Annotated in this window: 27 protein-coding genes; 12 read left to right on the top strand and 15 right to left on the bottom strand. The window is 59.5% G+C overall.

The genetic code is table 11. The features are described from left to right. Positions 1–259 precede the first annotated feature (259 nt). Complete coding sequence (cysQ, locus tag FHT86_RS00655; RefSeq protein ID WP_133704944.1) at positions 260–1,054, top strand: 3'(2'),5'-bisphosphate nucleotidase CysQ; 795 nt, start codon at positions 260–262, stop codon at positions 1,052–1,054. 231 nt (positions 1,055–1,285) lie between these two features. Continuing rightward, positions 1,286–1,561 (top strand): DUF1153 domain-containing protein, encoded by a 276-nt coding sequence (locus tag FHT86_RS00650; RefSeq protein ID WP_004107124.1) that lies wholly within the window; start codon positions 1,286–1,288, stop codon positions 1,559–1,561. 34 nt (positions 1,562–1,595) lie between these two features. On the opposite strand, the gene FHT86_RS00645 is transcribed toward FHT86_RS00650, so the two are convergent. Next, positions 1,596–2,057 carry a paraquat-inducible protein A gene (locus FHT86_RS00645; RefSeq protein ID WP_246779351.1) on the bottom strand — a complete coding sequence of 154 codons (462 nt, stop codon included), beginning with the start codon at positions 2,055–2,057 and terminating at the stop codon, positions 1,596–1,598. Positions 2,058–2,261: 204 nt separating this feature from the next. Between FHT86_RS00645 and FHT86_RS00640 the strand changes: the two genes are divergently transcribed. Next, the gene (locus FHT86_RS00640) at positions 2,262–2,543 is read left to right on the top strand and encodes a GNAT family N-acetyltransferase (protein WP_133704942.1); all 282 of its coding nucleotides are present in this window, start codon (positions 2,262–2,264) and stop codon (positions 2,541–2,543) included. A gap of 191 nt (positions 2,544–2,734) precedes the next feature. On the opposite strand, the gene FHT86_RS00635 is transcribed toward FHT86_RS00640, so the two are convergent. Continuing rightward, the gene (locus tag FHT86_RS00635; RefSeq protein ID WP_104824014.1) at positions 2,735–3,091 is read right to left on the bottom strand and encodes a flagellar export protein FliJ; all 357 of its coding nucleotides are present in this window, start codon (positions 3,089–3,091) and stop codon (positions 2,735–2,737) included. Between the two features lie 440 nt (positions 3,092–3,531). On the opposite strand from FHT86_RS00635, the gene ctrA reads away from it, so the two are divergent. Next, a complete protein-coding gene (ctrA, locus tag FHT86_RS00630; protein ID WP_069611718.1) occupies positions 3,532–4,233 on the top strand; it encodes a response regulator transcription factor CtrA in 702 nt (233 codons plus the stop codon). Positions 4,234–4,368: 135 nt separating this feature from the next. On the opposite strand, the gene FHT86_RS00625 is transcribed toward ctrA, so the two are convergent. Continuing rightward, a complete protein-coding gene (locus FHT86_RS00625) occupies positions 4,369–4,731 on the bottom strand; it encodes a PleD family two-component system response regulator (protein WP_133704941.1) in 363 nt (120 codons plus the stop codon). A 208-nt stretch (positions 4,732–4,939) separates the two neighbouring features. Then, entirely contained in the window at positions 4,940–5,587 is a 648-nt protein-coding gene (gene chpT / locus FHT86_RS00620) for a histidine phosphotransferase ChpT (RefSeq protein ID WP_133704940.1), read from the bottom strand. Positions 5,588–5,894: 307 nt separating this feature from the next. Between chpT and FHT86_RS00615 the strand changes: the two genes are divergently transcribed. Then, positions 5,895–6,506, top strand: coding sequence for a DUF1134 domain-containing protein (locus tag FHT86_RS00615; protein WP_409527559.1), 612 nt, complete (start codon positions 5,895–5,897; stop codon positions 6,504–6,506). Positions 6,507–6,696: 190 nt separating this feature from the next. Next, complete coding sequence (locus FHT86_RS00610) at positions 6,697–7,890, top strand: hypothetical protein (protein WP_133704939.1); 1,194 nt, start codon at positions 6,697–6,699, stop codon at positions 7,888–7,890. Between the two features lie 24 nt (positions 7,891–7,914). On the opposite strand, the gene FHT86_RS00605 is transcribed toward FHT86_RS00610, so the two are convergent. Next, positions 7,915–8,745, bottom strand: coding sequence for a TrmH family RNA methyltransferase (locus tag FHT86_RS00605; RefSeq protein WP_133704938.1), 831 nt, complete (start codon positions 8,743–8,745; stop codon positions 7,915–7,917). Positions 8,746–8,755: 10 nt separating this feature from the next. After that, entirely contained in the window at positions 8,756–9,133 is a 378-nt protein-coding gene (locus tag FHT86_RS00600; protein WP_133704937.1) for a hypothetical protein, read from the bottom strand. 49 nt (positions 9,134–9,182) lie between these two features. On the opposite strand from FHT86_RS00600, the gene FHT86_RS00595 reads away from it, so the two are divergent. Further along, a complete protein-coding gene (locus tag FHT86_RS00595; protein WP_133704936.1) occupies positions 9,183–10,208 on the top strand; it encodes an RluA family pseudouridine synthase in 1,026 nt (341 codons plus the stop codon). 182 nt (positions 10,209–10,390) lie between these two features. On the opposite strand, the gene FHT86_RS00590 is transcribed toward FHT86_RS00595, so the two are convergent. The 4 genes from FHT86_RS00590 to FHT86_RS00575 form a co-directional block, all read right to left on the bottom strand. Beyond that, positions 10,391–10,852: a MarR family winged helix-turn-helix transcriptional regulator gene (locus tag FHT86_RS00590; RefSeq protein WP_133704935.1), complete on the bottom strand. Its 462-nt coding sequence runs from the start codon at positions 10,850–10,852 to the stop codon at positions 10,391–10,393. Positions 10,853–10,946: 94 nt separating this feature from the next. After that, positions 10,947–11,663, bottom strand: a complete 717-nt coding sequence (locus FHT86_RS00585) for an SDR family oxidoreductase (protein ID WP_133704934.1) — start codon at positions 11,661–11,663, stop codon at positions 10,947–10,949. Between the two features lie 70 nt (positions 11,664–11,733). After that, a complete protein-coding gene (locus FHT86_RS00580; RefSeq protein WP_133704933.1) occupies positions 11,734–12,108 on the bottom strand; it encodes a hypothetical protein in 375 nt (124 codons plus the stop codon). Positions 12,109–12,138: 30 nt separating this feature from the next. Beyond that, a complete protein-coding gene (locus tag FHT86_RS00575; RefSeq protein WP_133704932.1) occupies positions 12,139–13,020 on the bottom strand; it encodes an NmrA family NAD(P)-binding protein in 882 nt (293 codons plus the stop codon). 514 nt (positions 13,021–13,534) lie between these two features. Between FHT86_RS00575 and rpoH the strand changes: the two genes are divergently transcribed. After that, positions 13,535–14,443 (top strand): RNA polymerase sigma factor RpoH, encoded by a 909-nt coding sequence (gene rpoH / locus FHT86_RS00570; RefSeq protein WP_133704931.1) that lies wholly within the window; start codon positions 13,535–13,537, stop codon positions 14,441–14,443. Between the two features lie 102 nt (positions 14,444–14,545). On the opposite strand, the gene FHT86_RS00565 is transcribed toward rpoH, so the two are convergent. From FHT86_RS00565 to FHT86_RS00550, 4 genes are all read right to left on the bottom strand, one after another. Next, positions 14,546–16,858, bottom strand: a complete 2,313-nt coding sequence (locus FHT86_RS00565) for a hypothetical protein (RefSeq protein ID WP_133704930.1) — start codon at positions 16,856–16,858, stop codon at positions 14,546–14,548. A gap of 61 nt (positions 16,859–16,919) precedes the next feature. Beyond that, positions 16,920–18,215: an adenylosuccinate synthase gene (locus tag FHT86_RS00560; protein ID WP_133704929.1), complete on the bottom strand. Its 1,296-nt coding sequence runs from the start codon at positions 18,213–18,215 to the stop codon at positions 16,920–16,922. Between the two features lie 359 nt (positions 18,216–18,574). Then, complete coding sequence (locus FHT86_RS00555; RefSeq protein WP_133704928.1) at positions 18,575–19,429, bottom strand: GNAT family N-acetyltransferase; 855 nt, start codon at positions 19,427–19,429, stop codon at positions 18,575–18,577. A 102-nt stretch (positions 19,430–19,531) separates the two neighbouring features. Continuing rightward, on the bottom strand, positions 19,532–20,839 hold the full coding sequence (locus FHT86_RS00550; protein ID WP_133704927.1) for an amidohydrolase family protein: 1,308 nt from the start codon (positions 20,837–20,839) through the stop codon (positions 19,532–19,534). Positions 20,840–21,096: 257 nt separating this feature from the next. On the opposite strand from FHT86_RS00550, the gene FHT86_RS00545 reads away from it, so the two are divergent. Together FHT86_RS00545 and FHT86_RS00540 are read left to right on the top strand one after the other, a co-directional pair. Beyond that, on the top strand, positions 21,097–22,419 hold the full coding sequence (locus FHT86_RS00545) for a UDP-glucose/GDP-mannose dehydrogenase family protein (RefSeq protein ID WP_133704926.1): 1,323 nt from the start codon (positions 21,097–21,099) through the stop codon (positions 22,417–22,419). A 14-nt stretch (positions 22,420–22,433) separates the two neighbouring features. Continuing rightward, a complete protein-coding gene (locus FHT86_RS00540) occupies positions 22,434–23,438 on the top strand; it encodes an NAD-dependent epimerase (protein ID WP_133704925.1) in 1,005 nt (334 codons plus the stop codon). 19 nt (positions 23,439–23,457) lie between these two features. Here the strand turns inward: FHT86_RS00540 and FHT86_RS00535 are convergent, their stop codons facing one another. Then, positions 23,458–23,988, bottom strand: coding sequence for a flavin reductase (locus FHT86_RS00535; RefSeq protein WP_133704924.1), 531 nt, complete (start codon positions 23,986–23,988; stop codon positions 23,458–23,460). Between the two features lie 252 nt (positions 23,989–24,240). Here FHT86_RS00535 and FHT86_RS00530 point away from each other — a divergent pair, with 252 nt between their 5' ends. Together FHT86_RS00530 and FHT86_RS00525 are read left to right on the top strand one after the other, a co-directional pair. Then, entirely contained in the window at positions 24,241–24,813 is a 573-nt protein-coding gene (locus FHT86_RS00530) for a TetR/AcrR family transcriptional regulator (protein ID WP_133704923.1), read from the top strand. Between the two features lie 54 nt (positions 24,814–24,867). Continuing rightward, positions 24,868–25,737, top strand: coding sequence for an SDR family NAD(P)-dependent oxidoreductase (locus FHT86_RS00525; protein ID WP_133704922.1), 870 nt, complete (start codon positions 24,868–24,870; stop codon positions 25,735–25,737). The last annotated feature ends 35 nt before the right edge of the window (positions 25,738–25,772 follow it).

The following is a 25,772-nucleotide window of genomic DNA, read 5'->3' as shown; positions in this document are numbered from 1 at the left end:
CGGAAAACCTTCGCAAACAGAACATGTTCTTTCCCGAATGCGCAGCAAAGCGGAGCACTGTATCTCAAAAAACACGCAACCCCCGCAGATGTCGCCGACTTCTGCATTGGGATGCAAAGCCCTGTTGCGAAGTCACGATGCAATCGCTACGCGGTAAAAACGTGATCGGCGCAAGGTCTAAACTTCATGGCGAAGATTTCATAACTATATATGTTCAAGGTGCGAAACGCAGACGAGCTGCGGAAAGACGAACAGGCGAATGCTCGCGACATTTGAAAAAGCAGCCCTTGAGGCAGGTAAGGCCATCCTGGAGGTCTACCGCGCAGGCTACGCTGTCGCCTTGAAGCAGGACATGAGCCCCGTCACCATCGCTGACGAACGCGCCGAGCACATTATTCTCGAACATCTGACGCGCGACTTTCCGGACATTCCCGCAATTGCCGAGGAATCGGTGGCCGCCGGCAAGGTTCCCGACATTCGCGGCCGCCCCTTCTTCCTCGTCGATCCGCTCGACGGCACGCGCGAATTCATAGAGCATCGTGACGAGTTCACCGTCAACATCGCTTATATCCAGAATGGCGTTCCCGTCACGGGGATCGTCTTTGCGCCAGCACTCGGCGTTGCCTTCACCGGCGAATCCGGCAAGGCGCGGAAGCTCGTCATCACCGACCACTTCACGGTTGCCGACCGCTCTGTAATCGCGGTGCGGGCGCGGCCTGAGAATTTGCTGGCGCTTGCCAGCCGCTGCAACACCAGCCCAAAGACGGATAGCTTTCTGGCGGAAAATGCCGTCTCCGCCTGCACCTCGATCGGCTCGTCGCTGAAATTCTGCCTCCTTGCCGAAGGCAAGGCCGATGTCTATCCGCGCTTCACCCGCACGATGGAATGGGACACGGCGGCTGGTGACGCCGTATTGCGTGCTGCAGGCGGTGCTACCCTTACTCTCGACGGTCGTCCGCTCTCCTATGGCAAGACCGATCAGAGCGAAGATTGCGATTTTGCCAACCCCAATTTCATCTGCTGGGGCGGCAAGAAGAACCTGGTCGGTGCGTGAGCATCGGTCCGGAAGCGTAAGTTTTCACTGACGAAATGTCATAGAACGATCGACTTTTCCGCTGCAATAACAGCGGATTGCATGGCTTGTGGCGTCATCGTGATACGGGCAAATCAGTCTGTATCGGCTTTCCTTAAAATTCTTAGCAAAGTGTTACTAAGCGCTTAGGCAATTTTTAAATGTGGCAAGTTAGAGTGGCTCTCGTGGTCTTGAGTATGTGTAGAGAGTCCAATGACCGAAATGATACGTCCCCGAGTGAAGTATGTCATCGGCCCCGATGGCAGCCCGCTGACGATTGCTGACCTTCCGCCGCCGAATACGCGCCGCTGGGTTATCCGTCGTAAGGCCGAGGTTGTCGCCGCCGTGCGCGGTGGCCTGCTGAGCTTGGAAGAAGCCTGCGAACGTTATACGCTCACTGTCGAAGAATTTCTCTCCTGGCAGTCGTCCATCAATACCCATGGCCTCGCCGGCCTCAGGACGACCCGCATACAGCAGTATCGTCACTGACGACTGCTAGCTAGACGCGACATTCGTTTGATCTTCACTTCGGGCCTTTTTCCTTCCTCAACAGGATATGAAGAAGGCCCGAAAACATGGTGGAACTCGCATAGAACCAAAGGCCCGGCTGCGAAAACGCGGTGGCGAGCCCACTGGTCTTGGCGGCGGCAATGACGATTGCCACCAGCAGCACATCCGCCATCGACCAACGCGCCAACTGCGGCACGATATGGTCGAAAAAGAACCCTCCCTCGCTTTTTCTCTGCGTCCCCACCGCTTCAATCGCCAGGCTCACGGTCTTCAAAATCGGCAGCGCCACTGAGACCAGAGCGACGATGGCGGCGAGAAGATAGTTTTCCGTCCGCCAGAGAGAAGCGATGATCCCGAGCAGGGATGGCGTATCGCTAAAGAAGTAAAGCTTTTCGAAACGAACCAACGGCAATACCAGACCGAAAGCCAGCAGGAACGGGACGGTAACCAAAAGCACGGCTTGCAGATTGCGCATTGGTGCCTGAAACCTCCCAACTGGTTGCATCGCCCGTTTCACAGCCGCATAGCGCATGAGACCGGAAATCCAAATCGTTTTTCGAACGCTGGAATGGCTGCGCGTGACCGCGGCTTGCCACCGGCAGCAGGTTTGTTAGCATCGGTCTAAGACAAGACGCTTACCCACGTCGAGCCGAAAACATTGGTAGTCAAAGGGAAAATCATGGACATTCGCAACGAAGACAACGCATCGGGCGGCCGCTATGCCGCAACGGTTGAAGGCCACGAGGCGGAAATGACCTTTTCCCGCGCCTCCCCCAAGCTCATCATCATCGACCATACCGCGGTTCCGGATGCACTTCGCGGCAGGGGAGTCGGCCAGGCCCTCGCTCTTCACGCCGTCGAAGAGGCACGCCGCGGCGGCTGGAAGATCATCCCGCTCTGCCCGTTTTTCAAGGCGCAAGCCCAGCGTCACGAGGAATGGCGCGATGTGGTGAACATGTAGCCACGCCGTCAGCACAGATAGTCGGCGTCTCCATTTGAAAACACCAAAAGCCGTGCATGGCCGGCCACCCACCATGGCCAGTCATGCACGGCTTTCGAGCCGTTTCCGCCGCTTCTCGCATAACCTCGAAAATCGTTCCGATTTTGGAACGGAATTATGCGAAATCAAGAAAGGGCGACGGAATGGTTAATTCAGGCGCGTGCCCTTACAGGGCCCGAACCATCGCGCTCTTCGAGCGCTGCGGCTTTGGCGTATTCGGCCTGCATTTCTTCCAGCGATGTTTCCAGCGCCTCTTCCTGCACCTGCAACTCCCGGATCGACACCTGCAGGTTGTCCGCACGCTGACGTGCGGCCTTTGCAAAGGTCGGGTAGGCGAAGTGGTTTGGATCGGAAATGCCGGACTTTTTCTCTTCCAGCACGATCTGGCTTTCCAGATCCTTTGTCATGCGGTCGAATTCCGCCATCATCATCTGCAATTGCTGCAGTTGACGACGTTTTTCGTTCACCTGAAACTCTTTCAGGCGAGTTAGGCTCTCACGTGACTTCATACGCATTACTCCCGTGATGCGAGACCCCGGCTCTCGATATGTTGACCCACCGCACCGCTTTGAAACGGCTTGGTTAAAAAAAATTCCAGCGATCTTAATAAAAACCTACCGCTGGTAACCTTTCGTTTACGGGCATCGTTAATGATAGGGACGATCATTTAAGGGTCAGTAAATGTCACGGTCGGAATTCGAGATGTCGGCATTGGTGAGTCGAATGAATCATTTAGCGTGTCTTCTTAATGCAACACTTTAGGAATGATATTTGCTGATTGTCTTTGGAAAACAGTGCAATGGAAAAATTATTTAATAAATTCGATACGTCTTGCCAGAGTGAATCAGAATTTGTTAACCATTCCGTGGCAGCTTCCAAATCAGGCAGTGATTTGTTCGGTATCGCGTAGGGGGCTGACGACCTTTCGGCGGCGGTAAAGGGGATAATTATGCGGGTTCTACTTATTGAAGACGACAGCGCGACAGCGCAGAGCATCGAACTGATGCTCAAATCCGAAAGTTTCAACGTTTACACCACCGATCTCGGTGAAGAAGGCGTCGATCTCGGAAAGCTCTACGACTACGATATCATTCTGCTCGATCTTAACCTTCCCGACATGTCCGGCTATGAAGTGCTTCGCACGCTGCGCCTGTCGAAGGTCAAGACACCGATCCTCATCCTCTCCGGCATGGCCGGTATTGAAGACAAGGTTCGCGGTCTCGGCTTCGGTGCGGACGACTATATGACCAAACCCTTTCACAAGGATGAATTGGTCGCGCGAATTCACGCTATCGTCCGCCGCTCCAAGGGCCATGCCCAGTCGGTGATCATGACCGGCGAACTGATCGTCAATCTCGACGCCAAGACCGTCGAAGTCGGCGGCCAGCGCGTGCATCTGACCGGCAAGGAATACCAGATGCTGGAGCTGCTTTCGCTCCGCAAGGGCACCACGCTCACCAAGGAAATGTTCCTCAATCACCTTTATGGCGGTATGGATGAGCCGGAACTGAAGATCATCGACGTCTTCATCTGCAAACTGCGCAAGAAACTCGCCAACGCCGCCGGCGGCGCCAACTACATCGAAACCGTCTGGGGCCGTGGTTATGTGCTGCGCGAGCCCGACAGCAGCGATTTCGCCGAAAGCGCCTGAGCCTCCTCCCCCCACCGCCGAAACATCAAAATCCCGCCTTCTCAGGCGGGATTTTTTATGCCGTGTTTTCAAACACCAAAAAAATAAGGCCGCCCGAAGAGGCGGCCATCATGGCTTCAACAGTCTTAGAAACAATCAGGCGGCGACGGCGCGATTGCCGAAGACGGCGGTCAGTATCTTGCGGTCGAAAGGCTTCAGCAGGAAATCGGTAGCACCGGCGCGCTTGCCGGCCATCAGCTTGCGCAGGTCCGCTTCGATGACACAATAATAGATTTTCACGTCCTTGCCGTTCGGCATGGCGCGAATGGCGGCGATCAGGTCGAGGGCGCCCTCCATGCCGGCATCAACGATCAGATAATCGGGGATTTCAGCCTGGCAGCGCGTCAACGCCTCGCGGGCATCGCCGGCTTCGCTGACGAGAAAATCGAGTTCGGACAGAATTCGCTTGCCGACCTTGCGTACGACATCCGACGTATCCGTAATCATGAACCGCTGCATTGTCAGCTCCTTCGCGCCCGGCTGCCATCGATCGGGCACCAACCTCAAATTGGGACGATAGGCGCACGAGGCTAAGGATTCGTTACCGTTGTATTCTTAATTGCGCGACAACCGAAAGTCTACAGGAACAGAAATAATACAGCTAGAGATAATGCTGCAACTGGATATGCGGCTGCAGCATTATCGATATAAGTCGTGTGAATCGTATTTATTCGCCGCGCATGGTCGCGATAAAAGTCAGCTCTTCCGGCGTGGCGTTATAAGAGAGTTCCATTCCGCTCTCATCGGCCAGAAGCACGGTATAATAGGGCTGGATAGAGTGGGCATCGACTGCCTCTTCCAGTGTACCCGAGCAGATCTCCGCGAATTTCGGTGGCACCCGCATCATCCGGCCCTTGGCCGTGATCGTGAATTTCGCGTCGAGTTCGGGATTTTCCAGCGCGACCTCGATATTGCCGCCGCGCGGAATCGAGCCATAGGCGACGAGGAAGAGATTGAGCAGCAATTTCACACGGTTTTTGGCGACGATGGCGCGCGGGCCGATCCAACTGACCTCGGTCTTCTTTTCGGCGGCGGCGAAATCCTTGGCGGCGCGTTCGGCTTCGCCGGTATCGATCGAGGCACCGACAGAGCCGGATGCGCCAAAGGCAAGGCGAGCAAATTTGAGGCGGACGGAGGCGTTGAGGGCGCTGGTGCGGATCAGGTCCATCGCGTCGGCATCGGCGCCGCCCTCGTCGAGCAGCTCCAGGCCGTTGTTGATCGCACCGACCGGAGAGATCACATCATGGCAAACGCGGCTGCACAGCAGCGCTGCCAGATCTGGTCCGGTCAAGGTGAGGTTCGGATTCTTCGACATTCATTGTCTCCTGAATGCTGGCAAGGCGGAACGCAGTATAATTCTACGTTGCCACGGCAAGATTGCCCGAGGGTTGCCGCAGGCGGCGTACCGCACGCCATAAAGACACCATATTTGGTAAACCGATTGTTAAGATGATCGACGCAAAATGCATTCATCACCACCAGACCCTTACGCGCGCGATTCGCGGTGCGGAACATGGGGCGGAACGGTCTGGACCGAGGAGCAAGGTGTACTCGGCGCGTTCATGCGAATGCGCAGCGCATCCGCTCCCCTTCGCACCGACCATGATGAACGGATGACTGTCATGCGCTATCAACTCCTGAAGAGAATGCCAAGCCTCGGCACGAGAACGGTCGGCCTCGGCCTGATCTTAACTTTCGTTGCGCTCGTAAGCTTCGCGTTGCCGATTCGTCAGGCGGCGGCTGCGGCCAATAACCAATATTCGATGCAGGAAATCGTCGACGCCGGCCATTCCTTCTTCGGCTCCACCAGCGGCGGCCTCGCCAAGGTGGTCGAGCGGGCCTTTCAGCAATATGGCCTGCCGAACGGCTACATCCTCGGCCAGGAAGGTTCCGGCGCCTTCATCGCCGGCCTGACCTATGGAGAGGGCCAGCTCAACACCAAGAATGCCGGCGAACACCCGCTCTATTGGCAGGGTCCGTCGGTCGGCCTCGATTACGGCGGTCAAGGTACCCGCGTCATGATGCTGGTCTACGACCTGCCGAGCATCAACAGCGTTTATACCCGCTTTGGCGGCGTCAGCGGACAGGCCTTCGTTGTCGCGGGCGTCGGCATGACAGTGCTGAAAAACAACGACATCGTGCTGGTGCCGATCCGCACCGGCCTCGGCGCTCGTCTTGGCGTCAACCTCGGCTACCTGAAGGTTACACCGAACCCGACGTGGAATCCTTTCTGATCCCCAGGCGATATTCCCCAATTTCCCCCTGGCCCGCGCGGATCGCGGGCCTTTTTTCGTGACGAACTTCCGGCACGCGCCGGTAAACCATATCCGATTTAAATGCTTGCCCACGCGCCGACCTCATGCTTAATCATTTGCTTAATCACTTTATTGAGACCGAAAACAACTCCTAAATGCTGGCTGCGCCGTGATTGAATTCGCTCTACTGTTTGGATTGGGCTTTCTGACCGCGGCTTTTCTGGTCTTCCTTATCGCGCCTGCGGTGCATCGCCGGGTCGTCTGGTTCACGGAAAAACGACTGAAGGCGACCATGCCGCTGAGCCCGCAAGAGGTGCGCGCGCAGAAGGATATGGCACGCGCCCTCTTCGCCGCCGAAAACGCCAAAACCGAACAGGTGCTGACGCAGGAACGCGACAAGAGCGTCGCCCTGCAAATCCGCAACGGCAAACTTCAGCAGGAAGCTGGTCGCTTCGCCTCTGAAAACAGCGAATTGCGGACCAGGATCGACGACATGGAGGTCGAAGCCGGTGAACTGCGCTCGCGCCTGCGCCGCGAGGAGAGCTATATCAGCCAGCTCAAATCCGGCATTCATGCCGCTGAACAGGTCGGCGCTGAGAAGGATGCCGACATCGACGGCTTGCGCAAGCGGATGACCAAGATGGCGGCCGACGCCGACAATCTGAAGATCGATCTCGCGACCCGCGAGACCGAGATCGAGAGCCTGAAGCTTCGCATCAACACACTGCGGGACGAGCGCGACACACTGCGCCAGGACCTGAACCTTGCAAGCCTGCGTGCCAAGGATGCAGAATTGCGGCTGGGCCAGGAAAGCGACAAGGCGCAGCGGCTTGAGGAACGGCTGGACCGTGAGATCGCCGGCAATGCCGACAAGGAAACCGCGATCGAACGCCACGTTCAGGACGTGGTGCGCCTGAAGGAAAAGCTGGAAACGGCCAATGCCGAGGCGCAGGAAGCCGGGCGGGCGCTGCGGGCCGCCGGTCTAGTCCCATCCGGCAAGCTGACCAACGGCTCGAAGCCGCCGGCCGGACCGAGAATCGTGGAAATTGCCAGCCATGACGCCAACGCAGCAGAACCGGAGCGCAACGTGGAAGACGACATCGCTCAAATGACGGAAGAGGTGCGCAACCGTGCCGCAGCCCTTTCCGATCGCCTGCTCAAATCACGCTCGCCCTCGCATGACCAAGCCATGCGCGAGGAGATCGCCACCATCGCTGCCAACATGGTGGCACTGACCGCCTTGAGAGAAGGCGACAAATCGCCAATCTTCGATCTCCTGCCAAAGGAAACGGGTGCCGCCGAGCAAGGCGCACGCGTCAGCCTTGCTGAACGCACTGCGGCCCTGCTGCCCAAGCAGCAATAAGGGCTTAGTACAAAGACGGAAAGTTCAGACGCGTTTGGTCAGGGACGCCAACGCGAAGAGCGCGATGCCGCTCGCCGTCGCGACGTTCAAGCTGTCGAGGCCCGGCGCCTGCGGTATCCGCAGGCTGCCAAAGGTAGATAAGATCTTCTGCGGCAGTCCCTCTCCTTCAGTGCCAACCACCAGCGCCATGCGATCAGCCGGCGGGACGGCGCGAATATCGACCTCGCCGCGTGGCGAGAGACTCCAGACGGAAAAGCCGCGCTCCATCAGCGCGGTGAGCAGATCGACACCGCTCAGTTGACGACAATATGGGACAGTCAGCACCGAACCCACCGAGACGCGCAGCGCTTTGCGATACAGCGGATCGCAGCAGGTTTCGTCGAGCAGCACCGCATCGGCCCCGAAGGCGGCGGCATTGCGGAACATCGATCCGACGTTGTCGTGATTGGAAATGCCGCTGCCTGCAAGGACGAGCGCCCGCTCCGGCAACTGATCGAGGAAGGCAGCGATATCCCTTTCCGCCTTGCGTCGACCGAGTGCGAGCACGCCGCGGTGCAGATGGAAGCCGACAATGCCGTCCAGCACCGAGGCTTCTGCAACATAGACCGGCACATCAGGCGGAAAGGCCGCGATGATCTCCTCCAGCCCCGCGACGCGGTTGCGCAGTAGCAGCACCTTTTCGGCCACGAAGTCTCCGCCTGCCACATGCGCCTCGGCCAGAAGCCGCAACACCACCGTACCCTCGGCAATGAAGCGGCTCTCGCGGCCAGTCAGATCGCGCTCGCGGATATCGCGAAATTCGGTGATGCGCGGATCGTCGGGATGCGTGATCTCGATCAGCCGGTCGCCCGTCATCGCAAAGCCATCAGTTGGAAAGCGATATGGTCGCAACGATGCGGCCGATGCCGTAGTCGAAGACCAGAGCCTGGCGCTGGCCGCTGGCGAGCGTGCCATAGAACAGCACCTGGCTTCCCGAGAGCGCCGTGGACTGCACGGTAAAACCCTGTGGCAGCGCTGCGGTCACGGCGACGGGTGCATCGGAGGGAATATTCGAAGCGGCAGAGCCCGCTGCCTTCGGCGCGGCGCGCATCGTCTTGTAGACAACGGCGCCGAACACCGCCATAAGGCTCACCACCATGATGGCGGCCGAGACGATCTGCAGGCGGACCATCTTGCGTCGGACATTTTCCAGGGCCGGATCGAGGGGCTTTTCCTCTTGATCGTCTGGCTCGAGATTCGTCATCGATGCGTCCTTATTCCCTAGAGAGCGCCTATGCGCCGGAGAAATGCGTTTGAGCGACCCCTTTAAAGAAGCCGCGGGCATTAGAAAAGTCCTAACCGCCGATGAATCCGCCGAAGGCCGGCTCGACGCATGGCTGACGGCGCAGGTCGGCGAGGAGTTTTCACGCAGCCGCATCCAGGCCTTGATCAAGGACAATGCCGTCCTGCTCAACGGCGCACCGGTTACCGACGCTAAGCGCAAGGTGCGCCCGGGTGATACCTACCAGATCACCCTGCCCGAACCCGAAGACCCGACGCCGCAGGGCGAAGACATTCCGCTCGATGTACTCTACGAGGACGACGACGTCATCGTCATCTCCAAGCCGGCCGGCCTCGTGGTTCACCCCGCCGCTGGCAACTGGACGGGCACGCTGGTCAACGCGCTGATCCATCATTGCGGCGACAGCCTCTCCGGCATCGGCGGCGTACGCCGACCCGGCATCGTCCACCGGCTGGACAAGGACACCACCGGCGTCATGGTCGTAGCTAAGAATGATATTGCCCATCGCCATCTGTCCCAGCAATTCGCCGACCACGGCCGCACCACGTCGCTGGAACGCGCCTATCAGGCGATCGTCTGGGGCCGCCCCCGCCAACTGATCGGCACCATCGACGCGCCGCTCGGCCGCTCCACTGGCGACCGGACCCGACGCGCCGTCAAGCGTCCGGATAATCAGGACGCCGACGAGGCCATCACGCATTACGAAGTGCTGGAACGTTTTCACGAGGCTCCGGACGCCACCGCACTCGCCTCGTTGATCGACTGCCACCTCGAAACCGGCCGCACTCATCAGATTCGCGTCCACATGGCGCATATCGGCCATCCTCTGCTCGGCGACGCCGTCTATGGCGGCGGTTTCAAGACCAAGGCCAACCTCCTGCCGGAGGCTGCCAAGCTAGTCGTCAACCGCTTCCCCCGTCAGGCACTCCACGCCTATCTCCTGCAATTCGAACATCCCCGCACCGGCGAAGTGATGCATTTCGAAGCGCCTCTGCCGGACGATATGGAGGAGCTGGCCGCAGCCTTGCGGGGTTGAAGAGCGGCCTCAAACTGCTTGAAAGGGCCATGGCAGATTGGTGACCGGCCCTCCCCATAGTGCCACTGGTATGGCTTGCAATTCGCGGGAGAAGCTATTCGACATCCTCGGTTAAGCCGTGCGCGAGGAGACCATCCTCTGCGGAGGTAGTCCCACGCTGTCACGGCAATCAATCCGAGGCTTTAGTCTTCGGATGAGACCTTCGCGAAATCGCCGCCCGTGATTTGTCTCAGTCCCTGGCGCAGAGTTGCGACGTTTGCGGCCCCGTTTAACTGCTCGAATTCTTGCTGGGCCTTCTCCCAGAGAGGCTCCGCTCTCTTGTGCAGGAGACGGCCGTCCTTGGTGAGTTCAACGATACGAACCCTGCCATCTGCAGGAGACGGCTTGATGGTAACGAACCCGTCGCGTTCCAGGAAGCCGACCATCTTTCCCATCGCCGTCCGCTCGATGTCGAGCCGCTCGGCGAGAACGTTGACCGTGGCACCGTCAGCCTCCTCAAGAGCCGCCAAAATTAGAAACTGCGTGATGCGCAGCCCGACCGGCTCAAGATGGTCATCATAAAACCGCGTAATCTGTCGGCTCGCCTTTCTCATGGCGGAACAGTTGCACTGATCGATTCCAAGCGGTTGGTTGGCCGACAACATTTCAGTTTCCTTTCGATTTCATTCTTTACCCGAGCCATGGGCGCGAAGCTCAAGGAATCTCCGCGTCCCATAGCAATTCCCGGCATCGCCGGATTTAGAATAGCCCCTCCGGCGGGGCGATGTAGCCGGGCACTTCGTCCGCAAGTGTGCTCTTCAGCAGTGCCGTCCCTTGATCGGCCATGATCTCACTCTTGCCAGCAGCGAGTGCGTCATAGGTCTGGCGCACAACGTCCTCCGGGCTGGCCTTCGGCACGTCTATGCCGCTGGTCAGATCGGTATCCACGAATCCGACATGCAAGCCAAGGACCTCGATGCCGCGATCGCGAAGGTGGAAGCGAAGCTGGTTCGTATAGCTCCATGCCGCCGCTTTGGATGCCGCATAAGGTGTCAGGAAGGGCCGCGGAAGCCAGACGATGTCGGACAGCACATTGATGATGGCGGCATGTGGTTTGGCCGACAGGATTTGCTCGAAGGCCTGCGAGACGCGCACCACGCCATAATAATTGGTGTCAAAGAGGCGCTGCGACTGCGCTTCGACATCGTCTGCCAGAGGCCCGTCGATTAGGGCGGCGATCCCTGCGTTGTTGATCAATAGCGTCGTATCCGTTGCCAATCCTGCCGCTGCGGCGATCGATGCTTTATCCGTGACATCGATCCTGACCGGGACGATGCCCGGCTCGTTGAAGCCGCTCGTGTTGCGCATGCCCGCGTAGACCTTCGATGCTCCGCGGCGGAGTGCCTCGCGTGCGAAGGCTAGGCCCAGGCCACGATTGGCACCGGTAATGAAGACTGTGTTGTTGGTGACGTCCATAGCAATTTTCCTTTCTAGGGCCACAGGTCAGCGTACAGATGTTTGTCGCTGGCCTGGCGGTCGGTTGGGTTCAAAGAAAAAGGTCTTCGGGCAACTGCCCGGAGAGCGCCCCGCGCAAATGGTCGGCGAGTGATAGAACAGAGCCAAGCGGGCTCATCCGCACGCTGACCCGGGGCACCGAGCCGTCGGAGGCGTGATCGACGACCACGCCGGCGGTCAGCTTCTCCCCGTTCGTCAGAACGGCCTCATATTCGAGGAAGAGCCGGGAGCCGACGATCTGAAGGAACGTCGGCGTCTGCGAGGCATAGAAGGTTCCGACGGCATTCACGGCGAGCCTGATCTCGTCGCGTCCGATGACGGAACCGCGCAACACAGAGCTGGTCAGCTCCGCGTCGGTGGTCAGGTCATCCAGAAAGGGATGACGTTCATCTTGAGCATGTGACATTGTAGAATCTCCGATTTTTCTTTGTGGAATTCACGCGAAGGCGGCGCGATTGTTGGAGACAAATTGCTGGACCGAGAGAGCCGGAGTTCCGGTAATCGTCTCGACCACATCATTGGTTCCCGAGAAGATGCCGTCGCGATAGTTCTGGGCGACTTCGACGAGGTGCTGCACAAGGAACGGCGGAAACTTGTAGAGATTTTCCATCTTGTCCTTGAACGCCTCTATCGAGGGCGGCGCATATTCGATCTTCGCGCCAAGCACTTCGCTCATGACGGCGGCGATCTCCGTGTGGTTCATCTCGACCGGACCATGGAGCGGATAGATCTTACCTTCATGCCCCTTCGGATTCGCCAGGACATGAGCGATCACCCGACCCTGATCATCGGAGGAGATGGGCGCGTGCCGCCCGCTTTCAAAGGGGAACTCGATCTTCTTTGTGGCCCAGATTTGCTTTGCGAAATGCGGATAGACGAGCCAGTCAGCAAAGAAGGTAGGGCGAAGATGCGTCGTCGGAACACCTGACCAGTCGAAGACCCGCTCGGATATCCAGTGGTCCTGCGCTGCATGGCTTGCCGACTCCCGGCGCGCCGAAATCTGCGACATGTTGACGATTGCCGTGACGCCTGCCTCCTTTGCGGCCTGTGCGAAGTAAGCCGCGGCACCAATGATTCCTGGCGCGATGGGATGAAGGAAATATGCCGATCCGACGCCTTCCATGGCGGCTCGAATGTCGTCTATATCCGTAAAGTCTCCAACGGCAATATCGACCCCTCGCTGCCTGAGAGCCGCTGCCCGCTCATCGTCCAAGCGCACATAGGCACGCACACTTTTGCCCATCTTCAGGAGTTCATCGATAGCCGCGCCTCCGGTCCGTCCCGTTGCACCGCTTACAAGTATCTCAGCTTCGCTCATGATCGCTTCTCCATTGCTAAATGAGAGCATATGCTCTTACTGATGTCGATATAGGAGCATATGCCCCTATTGTCAAGCTTTTTCATGAATGCACCCTTCGCCTTGATGGACCGAAAAGGAAAGGTTGATCACCACTGGTTGCAATTTTTGGCGAATACCGCAAATGCGTGACTGGACGCCCGGCCCTTCGCCGCCTATAATAACAAAGAAACCGATCTCCGGCACGCGTCCCTCAGTCATCCAAAAGCCAACGCGTTTTTGGTATTGAAGCGGCAAAATCTCACAAGACCGGAGCATTCGGGAGGATAGTCTCAAGGGCAAACATTACGGCGGACATAGCTGTCACGCCGGTGTAACTCTTGCGTGACTACGTTCTTGAATCACTGTTTTGCCGTACTTATCTACATATTGGTTTAGTGCGGGGTCTTCAGGACCTGCACGCCTTGGTCTGCTTCGCAAAGGGCGCGCAATACGCCTCTAGAAGGGGCCAGATCTCGAATAGGAGGGTGCATTCATGACCCGTAATACCTTGCCGTCCATTACCGCCGGTGAAGCCGGCCTCAACCGTTATCTCGACGAAATCCGCAAGTTCCCGATGCTGGAGCCGCAGGAAGAGTACATGCTCGCCAAGCGCTATGCGGAACATGCCGACCGTCAGGCCGCGCATAAGCTCGTCACCAGCCATCTGCGCCTCGTGGCGAAGATTGCCATGGGTTATCGCGGCTACGGCCTGCCGATCGGCGAAGTCGTGTCGGAAGGCAACGTCGGCCTCATGCAGGCCGTCAAGAAGTTTGATCCGGAACGCGGCTTCCGCCTGGCAACCTATGCCATGTGGTGGATCAAGGCCTCGATCCAGGAATATATCCTGCGCTCATGGTCGCTGGTGAAGATGGGCACGACCGCCAACCAGAAGCGTCTGTTCTTCAACCTGCGCCGTCTCAAGGGCCGCATCCAGGCCATCGATGACGGCGATCTGAAGCCGGAGCATGTTGCGGAGATCGCCACCAAGCTGAACGTCTCCGAGGAAGAGGTCGTTTCGATGAACCGCCGCCTCTCGGGCGACGCTTCGTTGAATGCGCCGATCAAAGCCGCTGAGGGTGATTCCGGCCAGTGGCAGGATTGGCTTGTAGACGATCACGACAGCCAGGAAGACGTGCTGATCGAACAGGACGAACTTGACACGCGCCGCCGCATGCTGGCCCGCGCCATGAGCGTCTTGAACGACCGCGAGCGCCGCATCTTCGAGGCTCGCCGCCTCGCCGAAGATCCGGTGACCTTGGAAGATCTGTCGGCTGAATTCGATATCAGCCGCGAACGCGTCCGCCAGATCGAAGTCCGCGCCTTCGAAAAGGTGCAGGAAGCCGTGCAGAAGGATGCGCTGGAACGCGCCAAGGCACTGCGTGTGGTTGAAGCCACCGCTTAACTCTTCGGATATCAGCCGTTACCGTGAAACGTTACCGACTGAATTCAAACAAAAAGGCGGACTGAAAAGTCCGCCTTTTTGATTCCGGTGATTTAAAACCGCTTATTGGCCGCTCGAAGCGACACCGCCAAGCGCCTGCCACTCGGCGATCGCCTTGTTGAAGGCGTCGGTACCGGCCGGCCCCTTCTCCATGGTCAGCAATGCGCGACGGCCATTGCGGTAGACCACGGGAATGTCCATCCAGTTGCGGGTTTTCAGGAGATCGAGATTGGTCTTGCGCGCATCCGGAAAATCGTTGAGCGCGACCATATAAACGTCGTCGGTAACCTTGGCTGGCACCGCGATCAGAGCGTCGCCACGATCCTGTTCGGTCGACTTGAGCGCGATGCGCTGAACGCTGTCGATAGCGCCGCCTTCGAAATTCGGCGGAACCTGGAAGGCAAGCTCAACCAGATGGCTTGCCGGCAATGAGGCGTCCGTATTGCGCGACACCGTGATCGTTGCAGTCAAACCACGCACGGGAACACTGATGAGACCCTGGACGGAAGGTTCCGGCCGGCCATCCTCGCCTTTGCCTTCCTGCAGCGACCAGGTGATCGTGCCTTCGAAAGCCGTCGGCGACGTCTGGCCGAGACGCTCCTCATAGAGGAATACTTTCTGCCCATCCGTAACCGGCGCCGTCTGCTGTTGCGCGGCGGGCGGCTGCTGTTGGTTGGCAGGCGGTTGTTGGGCTGCAGCGGATGCCTGCTGGTCCCCCGAAGGCGGTGCAGAGTCCGGCGCAGTCGCAGCCGGTGTTTGCGCAGCATTCGCATTGTTGGCGGGCGCCGTCGCCACTCCGGCCGGAGGGGCGGCAGCGGCTACATTCTGTTCCGCCACAGACTTGCCTTCGGCCACACCCGGCTGTCCACCTGCTGGTGGACCCTCATCCTCTTCGGTGCCGTTGGCCAACAGGCGCTGGGTGAACTTCGTGCTGACCGTATTGGCATCGTTGTCGAGCGAGGCAACATTGGTGTTGGCCGCTGCGGGCGGCTGCGCGGCTGCATTATTGCTTTGTGCAGGAGCGGTCGTAGCCGGCGTCGATGCCGCAGGCGCGGTCGCGGCCGGAGCCGCCGCATTGTTGTTGGCCGTGTCGGAAGCCGGAGCGGTGCTGGTCGCGGTTTTCGGTGCCGAACTGATAAGGTCGGCGACCATCTTGTTGAGCGCTTCGCGGTTCAGCCAGGCGGCATAGCCGCCGCCAGCGACGATCGCAAGCCCGAGAAGCGTCAGAACAACGCCGGTCACGCTGAAGCGGCGACGCTTCGGCTCCATGCGGAAGCTCTTACCCTGCAGCTTCGATGCCATAGCCTGATCGAGGTCCGGCGGTATGGAAGAACCGCCACCACGCTCCCCATCGGCGAACTTGTCGAAACCCGCAAGCTCCTTGAGCTCGCGCCAGCCATCGCCATCGTTCTTCGGTGTTGCTCTGGGCGAAGAATGCACATCGGCGAAGAGATCGACATCGTCAAAGGCATTGTCCGGCATCTGTCGGCCGGGCTGGGCCGGTTTGACGGCTGGCGCCGGTACCGCCGCCTCCAGCTCCTCGAAAACGTCCGCATCCCAGGCAAAAGCCTTGTCGGCTGCCGGTGCCTTCGCCGCGGCAGGCTGCTCCACGGGATGACCGAAGGGAGCCGGTACAAAGGCGGCAGCAGGCATGACAGCTTCGGTCACCGGCTCGGATGCACCACGCTTTACAGGCGCATCAACCTCGGCCCAAATCTCTTCGACCTGACTGATAACGTCATCGGCCGGTGCCTGAGCGGCATGCGTCTGTGGAGCAACAGGCTCGGGCTCGGCGGCAACGACCGGCACGTCCTCTGCGTAGTGCTCCGGTTCTTCTTGATGAGCTGGCTCAGCAACAGGCTCGACATAGGCCTCGGCGTGATGAGCCAGTGCAGGCGCGTGCTCCTGCGGCGCATCGACCCACTCCTCTACCGGCTCGTGGTGGTCAGCGGACTGCTGAACATGCGCGGGATCTTCGTAGGCAGGCTCTTCGTGCACCGGCTCGTAAGCGGCAGGCTCCTCCTGCGCATGGGCCTCCGCATAGGCTGGCTCCGGTTGCTCTACATGAGGCTCGTCCGCAGCGTGATGCTCTTCAGGAGGCGCATGCTGCGGCTCCTCCTGCACTGCAGGCGCTTCCGCAACAGGCTCTTCAGCAAGCGGCAACGCCTCCGCATGCTCGGCTTCCACCTCAACGATCGCGGCTTCCAGCTTGTCGAGCTGACGGCGCAGCATCTCCTCCGGCGGGCGCGGCTTCATGCTCTCAAGCTGCCGCTGAACGGCACCGCGAGCCCGCTCGTAAACCTTGACCCGCATCTCGGGAGTATTATCGGCCAAGCCATCCACGGCCCGTCGAATGACTGCTACAAAATCCGCCATCAGTACTTTCTCATGATGCCCGGCACGTGGCCGGACCGGGATTCGTCATTGATCCGCGACATTAGTCCTCAAACGGATCGGTCACAAGTATGGTGTCTTCGCGCTCAGGACTGGTCGAAAGCATCGCTACGGGCGCACCGATCAATTCCTCGACTTGCCGGACATATTTGATCGCCTGCGCCGGCAGATCGGCCCATTTACGGGCACCGACGGTCGATTCCTTCCAGCCTTCGAGCGTGATGTAGATCGGCTCGACGCGGGCCTGCGCGGCCTGGCTCGCCGGCAGGTAATCGATCTCCTCGCCGTCCAGTTTGTAGCCGACGCAGATCTTCAACTCGTCGAGACCGTCGAGCACATCGAGCTTGGTCAGCGCGATGCCGGTAATGCCGGAAGTCTTCACCGTCTGGCGAACCAGCACGGCATCGAACCAGCCGCAACGGCGCGGACGACCGGTGTTGACGCCGACCTCGCGACCGACCGTCGACAGGTGCTTGCCGATCTCATCGTGCAGTTCGCATGGGAACGGCCCTTCACCGACGCGCGTCGTATAGGCCTTGGTGATGCCCAGCACATAGCCGAGCGCTGTCGGGCCAAGACCGGACCCGGCAGCGGCCTGGCCTGCAACCGTGTTTGACGAGGTCACGTAGGGATAGGTGCCGTGATCGTTGTCGAGCAAAGCGCCCTGCGCGCCTTCGAAAAGAATGCGCGCACCGGCCTTGCGCTGCTCGTCGAGCAGCCGCCAGACGTGGTCGACATAGGGAAGAATATGTTCTGCGACCGAACTCAATTCCTCATGCAGCGCGTCGAAGGAAATTTCGGCAAGGCCCATGCCGCGGCGCAGCGCATTGTGATGCGTCAAAAGGCGATCGATCTTGGCCGGCAGCGTTTCCGGCTCGGTCAGATCTATGACGCGGATGGCCCGCCGGCCGACCTTGTCTTCATAGGCCGGGCCGATGCCACGGCGCGTCGTGCCGATCTTCGTGCCGCTGTTGGAGGCGGCGTCCTCGCGCAGAGCGTCGAGGTCACGATGGAGCGACAGAATCAACGGGGCGTTTTCGGCGATGCGCAGCACGTCGGGCGTCACCGCGATGCCCTGGGCACGCAGCTTTTCGACCTCAGCGACAAAATGATGGGGGTCGACGACGACGCCATTGCCAATGACGCTGAGCTTGCCGCGAACCAGTCCCGAGGGCAGCAGCGCGAGCTTGTAGCTGACACCGTCGACAACCAGCGTATGACCGGCATTGTGGCCACCCTGAAAGCGCACGATCACATCGGCGCGTTCCGAAAGCCAGTCGACAATTTTGCCCTTGCCTTCGTCACCCCATTGCGAACCGATCACAACTACGTTCGTCATTTCTCCATTCCCGCTTCCTGCGCACAGAGGCGCGCCTTGCTCAAACCCGCGCATCTATAAAGCTTTGTTTTTGGGAAAGCGACCCTGTTGTCTCAGGAGATTCGGCTTTTTACGTGACGAATCAGCGCCTCCAACAGGATTTTTCCCTTCTGCGCGCGTTGATGGGAGGCAATGTCACGACCGCAGTCTGTTTATCGACGCCTCCTGCCGAAACAGCTGGCGATTCTAGGAAATGGCTGGCTTGATGGTGATGAAGACGCCCCGCCCGCTCTATGCAAAGGGTTAGGCGACATGCAGCATCGCAGGGGTTCTTGATCCCATGGGATTTCACGCGCCCGTTCGCAGGAAAAAGAACGGATCTAACCGAGTTCGAGCGTAGTTACGGCAAAGACGCGGTGAAGTGGCATTTGGGGTGCTTCACCACGATACATTCGTGCCGTTTCGAACACTGGCAACAGCCCGAAAGCCTCGGCAAGCCTGATCGCGTCAGTGTTGTCTGCGGGCACGTCAAGGTACACAGACCGGCCCTTGGCCTCCGGCAGCAATTTGGCCAACAAGGCCGTCGCCACTTTGGGGCTATTTGCGAACAGCGGACCGACCTTATAACCATCGAAACAGCGCCGAATCGTGCCGTAGCCACGGATCTTGCTGCCGCCGCCGACAATGACGGACTTTCGTTTTTCCGGCGCGCCGCACCAGGCGGTGAGGAACGAATAGCGCAGCCCCGGAAAAATGCCGGCATCGTACCGCAACAAGCCTTCGAGCTTCGTCTGCGTGACCGGACCGACGTCTACACCCCCTCCGCCTTTTTCGGACATTTCCGGGATGCCACCATAGCGCACGGTGCGATAGGCCATTTCAAAGCCGCGGCGGCGGTAGTTCTCCTGCTGCGCGACGACGCCGTCGAGACCGATGGTACGATTGCCCGCGAACGCCATAGCTTTGTTCCACAGCGCCTTGCCATAACCCTTACCGCGAAATTCGGGATGGACGATGTAGAGGCCGAGAAAGGCGAAGCTTTCACCGTAACGCACGACGGAAATGCAACCGACCGGCACCTCGCCGATCACACCGACAAAGAATCCGGAAGGATCTGCTTCCCAAAACGCCGGGGCGTCGTCGATACCGGGATTCCATCCCTCTTGCCGCGCCCATTCGAGAGCGAGCTCCAATTCCCCAGCCCGCATTGTACGCACGGCGAAAGTCGACTTCATGCAACTGCCCCGAATCGCCCATTCGTCCCCCGCCGGAACGATTGCGCCCAATTTATCTTGCTGCAACGCGATAGCAATCACAAGCGGTATGCTGCAGTATGCCTAACGGGTCAAATTCGTGGTGGCGTTGGGCGCATAAGCGGCCGGTTCGACCGATTGCGGCCGGCCTTGGAGCGACAGTTTTGCGATCCGTGCCGGCGTCTCGCTGATCACCTTGCCGCGTCGGACGACAAAGAGCCTGGCGGCGCGCATGCGGACGGCTTCGATCGGATCCCGAGCCTGCAGCACCACGAGATCACCGTTGCAGCCAACCTCCAGCCCATAACCGTCGATACCCATCACCTTGGCCGGATTGACGGTGACCGCATCGAAACAGAAGCGCATGGCTTCACGCGAAGTCAATTGCCCGACATGCAATCCCATATGGGCGACATCCAGCATGTCGGCGCCGCCGAGCGAATACCACGGGTCCATGCAGCAATCCTGGCCGAAGGCGATGTTGATGCCGAATTCGCGCATCTCCTTGACCCGGGTCAGCCCGCGCCGCTTCGGATAGGTATCATGCCTCCCCTGCAGCACGATGTTGATCAGCGGGTTGGGGATCGCATGCACCCCCGCCTCCGCGATCAACGGCAGGAGTTTGGAGACGTAGTAATTGTCCATCGAATGCATCGAGGTCAGGTGCGAGCCGGCCACCCGGCCGTGAAGCCCGAGTCGTACCGTTTCGGCGGCCAGCGTCTCGATGTGGCGCGACAGCGGATCGTCGGTTTCGTCGCAATGCATATCGACCATCAAACCGCGCCTTTCGGCGATCTCGCAGAGCGCACGCACGGAACGCGCGCCGTCCTCCATCGTCCGCTCGAAATGCGGAATGCCGCCGACGATATCGACGCCAAGATCGAGAGCGCGCTCCAGATTCCCTACAGCTGTTGGCGAACGGTAATATCCGTCCTGCGGGAAGGCGACGAGCTGCAGATCGAGATAGGGCGCGACTTGCTTCTTCACCTCCAGCAGTGCTTCGACGGCAAGCAAGCGATCGTCGCAGATATCGACGTGAGTCCGCACGGCCAGCAACCCCTGCGACACAGCAAGGTCGCAATAGCGCAAAGCTCGCTCCGCCACCGCTTCATGTGTGAGCAACGGCTTCAACTCTCCCCAGAGCGCGATGCCCTCCAGCAGCGTACCCGACGTATTCAGCCGCGGCAGGCCGAGCGACAGCGTCGCGTCCATATGGAAATGGCAATCGATGAACGGCGGCGAAACCAGTTGCCCATCGGCATCGATCACGCGCCCCGCCTCCCCCTCCATACCCGACTGAACAGCCACGACCTTGCCGCCGGCAATGGCGATATCCTGTCCCTGGCGACCATCGGGAAGGCTGGCATTGCGGACGATGAGATCGAACGTCATGGGGAATTGCCTTTGGATTAGGAGAAGCCTTATCGGCATGTCTAGCATGCCGCGGTGGGCAGACAAGCCGCTCGACCGGTCGAAACAACGCCGGTGAGGACGGGTATCGTCTTTATGACACTTCTGTCGCAACCGCCTGGATAAGCACCATCGCGTATAGGCGTCACCGGCGATCCTGTGTATAAGCGCAGGCAATCGCCAAAGACGGGATCGCGTTCCGACGCTGAGCCCGCCGCTAGCAAAAGGAACGAAGTTTCATGCACATCACCATGATCGGTTCGGGTTATGTGGGTCTTGTGTCTGGGGTCTGCTTTGCCGACTTCGGCCACGACGTGATTTGCGTCGACAAGGACGCCGGCAAGATCGAGGCGTTGCACCGCGGCGAAATCCCGATTTTCGAGCCCGGTCTGGAACAGCTCGTCGCCGACAATGTCCGCGCCGGCCGCCTCTCTTTTTCGACCGAAGTCGAAACCAGCGTTGCCGCTAGCGACGTCGTTTTCATCGCCGTCGGCACGCCGTCGCGCCGCGGCGACGGTCACGCCGATCTCTCCTATGTCTATGCCGCCGCCCGTGAGATCGCGCAGCACGTCAAAGGTTTTACCGTCATCGTCACCAAATCGACCGTGCCGGTCGGCACCGGCGACGAAGTGGAACGCATCATTCGCGAAACCAATCCGAATGCCGACGTTGCGGTCGTCTCCAATCCGGAATTCCTGCGCGAAGGCGCGGCCATCGAGGACTTCAAGCGCCCCGACCGCATCGTCATCGGCCTCAACGATGACCGCGCCCGCGGCGTCATGACAGAGGTCTACCGGCCGCTCTATCTCAACCAGGCGCCGCTGCTCTTTACCGCCCGCCGCACCTCGGAGCTGATCAAATACGCCGCCAACGCCTTCCTCGCCATGAAGATCACGTTCATCAACGAGATGGCTGATCTTTGCGAGAGGGTCGGCGCCAACGTACAGGAAGTGTCGCGCGGCATCGGCCTCGACGGCCGCATCGGCTCGAAATTCCTGCATGCCGGTCCAGGCTACGGCGGCTCGTGCTTCCCTAAGGACACGCTGGCGCTGGCCAAGACTGCACAGGACTACGATAGCCCGGTGCGCCTGATTGAGACGACGATTTCGATCAACGACAGCCGCAAACGCGCTATGGGCCGCAAGGTGATCGCAGCCATGGGCGGCGATGTCCGCGGCAAGGCTATTGCCGTGCTCGGCCTGACCTTCAAGCCGAACACCGACGACATGCGCGACAGCCCGGCGATCTCGATCATCCAGACTCTGCTGGACGGCGGCGCGACCGTTACCGGCTACGACCCCGAAGGCATGGACAACGCCCGCCAGGTAATCGACAACATCGTCTATGCCGATGACGCCTACGGAGCGGCGCGCGGCGCCGACGCTCTCGTCATCGTCACCGAATGGAACCAGTTCCGCGCGCTCGACTTCAGCCGGCTGAAGGCCGTCATGAGGGCCCCCGTTCTTGTCGACCTCAGAAACATCTATCGCCATGACGAGGTCACAAAGCACGGGTTTGCCTATACCAGCATCGGCAGACCCATGGGCGGGGCCGAACTGTAAGCAAAGGCCGACGAATGCGCTATCTTATTACCGGAACCGCCGGGTTCATTGGTTTCCATCTCGCAAAGCGCCTGCTCGACGATGGGCATTTCGTTGTCGGCTTCGACGGCATGACGCCTTACTATGACGTCAAGCTCAAGGAAAAGCGCACCGCCATCCTTGCCCGCTCCAATGGCTTCAAGGCTGTCACCGGCATGCTGGAAGACAAGGCGGCGCTGGATCACGCCGCGGAGCTCGCGGAACCCGACGTCATCGTCCACTTCGCAGCCCAGGCAGGCGTACGCTACAGCCTGGAAAATCCGCGGTCCTATGTGGATTCCAACGTCACCGGCTCGTTTAACGTGTTGGAGCTGGCGAGAAGCCTGCAGCCGAAACACCTGCTGCTTGCCTCCACCTCCTCTGTCTATGGCGCCAACGAGAAGATCCCCTTCGCGGAAAGCGACAAGGCCGACGAGCAGATGACGATCTATGCGGCGACCAAGAAGAGCATGGAACTGATGGCGCATAGCTACGCCCATCTCTTTCGCGTGCCGACCACCGCTTTCCGCTTTTTCACCGTCTACGGTCCCTGGGGCCGTCCCGACATGGCGCTGTTCAAATTCGTCGACGCCATCAGGAACGATCGGCCGATCGAAATCTACGGTGAAGGCAAGATGAGCCGCGATTTCACCTATATCGACGATCTGGTGGAAGGCATCGTGCGGCTGATCGACGTCGTGCCGTCGGAAGACAACCGGATCGTTTCGGAAACCATCTGCGACACATTGTCGAAACACGCGCCGTTCCGCGTCGTCAACATCGGCGGCGGCCAGCCGGTCGGGCTGATGACCTTTGTCGAGACCATCGAGGCGATGCTCGGCAAAAAGGCGATCCGACACATGCTGCCAATGCAGCCCGGCGACGTGCACAATACCTATGCCGTGCCCGACCTGCTGATGGCTTTGACCGGTTTCAAGCCGCAGATCGAAGTCGAAGAAGGTGTGCGCCGCTTCGTCGAATGGTATCAGGAAAACTACTGAGAAAGCTGGCTGATCCGGCCTATCCGGCCCGGTGATAGGCCCGGTCGAAATAGATGAGCCCCTGCCCGCCGTCACGCAGACGGATAGCATCGACTTCGCACATCAGGATATCGTGCGTACCGCCATCGGCGCGGTGCACGATGCGGCAGTCGAACGAGACGAGCGCATCCTCCAATGCCGGCGAGCCGGTCGAAAGTTCCGACCATGCGGCCGCGGCAAAACGCTCCGCCACCGGCGTCTTGCCCCCGAAGAGGCGCGACAAGTCCTGATGTCCCTCCGAAAGCACGTTGACGCAAAGAACACCGTTTTCCGTGACAGCAGGATGAACCGAAGCGGTGCGGTTGAGACAGACGAGCAGCGTCGGCGGACTATCGGAGACACTGCAGACGGCGGTCGCGGCAAAACCGGCCAGTCCAGCCGGTCCGTTGGTCGTCACGATACTGACAGCCGCCGCCATCCGCGCCATAGCGTTACGGAACTCTGATTTGACCACATCGGGATCGGCGACAGGCACCGCCTTCTCGATCGCCACGGATGTTTTCATGTTCATTCCCATCATCCCCACAACTCGCGCCGGATGCGGGCAAAAGTAGTGGGTCAAGACGCTAGTCTCAAGCAACGCTGTTTCACGGAACCCGCATTTGAAGAGCAATTAGTTTTCTATAAAATCTATAGACAAAAGAAAAGCAATTCCCTCCTCCCCCATATCGCACATTCCCTAAATTTGGAAAAGCCAACCATTGTTGACATCGCCGACTGAAGATTTTATAGCTGAGGATGTACTCACTCATTAAATGAAGCCATGGCACGTCCCCTCAGCGAAGAAAAGCGTAACGCCATATTGGCGGCGGCGGCCGAAGCCGTGGCGTCGCTTGGCGTTTCCGCCTCCACCGCGAAGATCGCCAAGGATGCCGGCATCGCCGAGGGAACATTGTTCGTCTATTTCCCGACGAAGGACGACCTGCTCAACGAACTCTACCTTGCGCTCAAGGCAGACATGAGGGCCGCCATTGCCGCCGGCTATCCGACAGAGGCGAGCGTGAAAGAGCGTTGCGAGCATCTTTGGAACCAATCAATCGATTGGGGGGCGAAAAACCCGGCAAAGCGGAAAGCCATACGGCAGCTCGGCGTTTCGGACAAAGTGACCGAGGCGAGCCGCAAGACCGGCATGGCTGCCTTTCGCGACATCCAATCGATGCTCGAAGAAGGGTTTCGATCAGGCATCTTGCGCCAGCAGCCAAAAGACATGCTTAGCGCCACCACTGAGGTGCTGACCGATATGGTCCTCGAATTCATCCATCGGGATCCCGGCAATATCGAGAATTATCGGCGTGCAGGCTTCCAGACCTATTGGGGGGCGATTTCCAACAATTGAGCCCTTTTTATTTCTACGAATAATGAGCATGTACTCACTCAAAAGGAGACAGAAATGACAAAGACGTGGTTAATAACAGGAAGCGCCAACGGACTCGGACGCACGCTGGCCGAGGCTGTTCTCGGCGCCGGCGACCGCCTGGTGGCGACGGCACGCAATCCGGGCCGGCTCGACGACCTGGAAAAGCAATATGGCGATCGGATCAAGATCGTCGCCCTTGACGTCACCGACGCTGCGGCGGCGAAAGCGGCTGTTCAAATGGCAGTCGATACCTTCGGTGGCCTCGACGTGCTCGTCAACAATGCCGGCTTCGGACATATGTCGCCGTTCGAACAGGCATCGGAAGACGAGTTCAAAGCGCAGATCGACACGAACTTCTACGGCGTCGTCAACCTGACGCGAGCCGCCCTGCCCGTGATGCGCGCGCAGCGCTCCGGCCACATCATCAACATCTCCTCGGTCGGCGGTCGCGTCAGCACACCGGGCCTCAGTGCCTATCAGGCGGCTAAATGGGCGGTCGGCGGCTTCACCGAGGTCCTCGCCAAGGAAGTCGCGGCCTTTGGCGTCAAGGTCATTGCGCTCGAGCCCGGCGGCATGCGCACCAACTGGGCGCAGACCGCTGCCGGTGCTGATGTCGAGCTGTTGCCCGAATACCAGCCGAGCGTCGGTGCTGTCTACGGTATGCTGAAGCACCTCGCGGGCAAGGAATTCGGCGATCCCCAGAAGATCTCGGAAGTGATCCTCGATCTGGCCCAAAGGGACACTCTTCCCAACCACCTCCTCCTCGGCAGCGACGCTCTCTTCGTCTTCGGCCTGGCGGAAGCCGCACGCACCAAGGCAGCGGCGGAATGGGAACAAGTCAGCCGCTCAACCGATTTCGACGGCAGCGACGTCTCGGTATTCACCGGCGGCGCGATCGAATGAACAGTGGACGGCATCGCGGGCGGCAACGGTCGCGA

Source organism: Rhizobium sp. BK313 (assembly GCF_014193655.1).
Classification (GTDB): Bacteria; Pseudomonadota; Alphaproteobacteria; order Rhizobiales; family Rhizobiaceae; genus Rhizobium.
The sequence above is the reverse complement of the archived record's forward strand: the minus strand, read 5'-3'. Positions and strand labels throughout refer to the sequence as shown.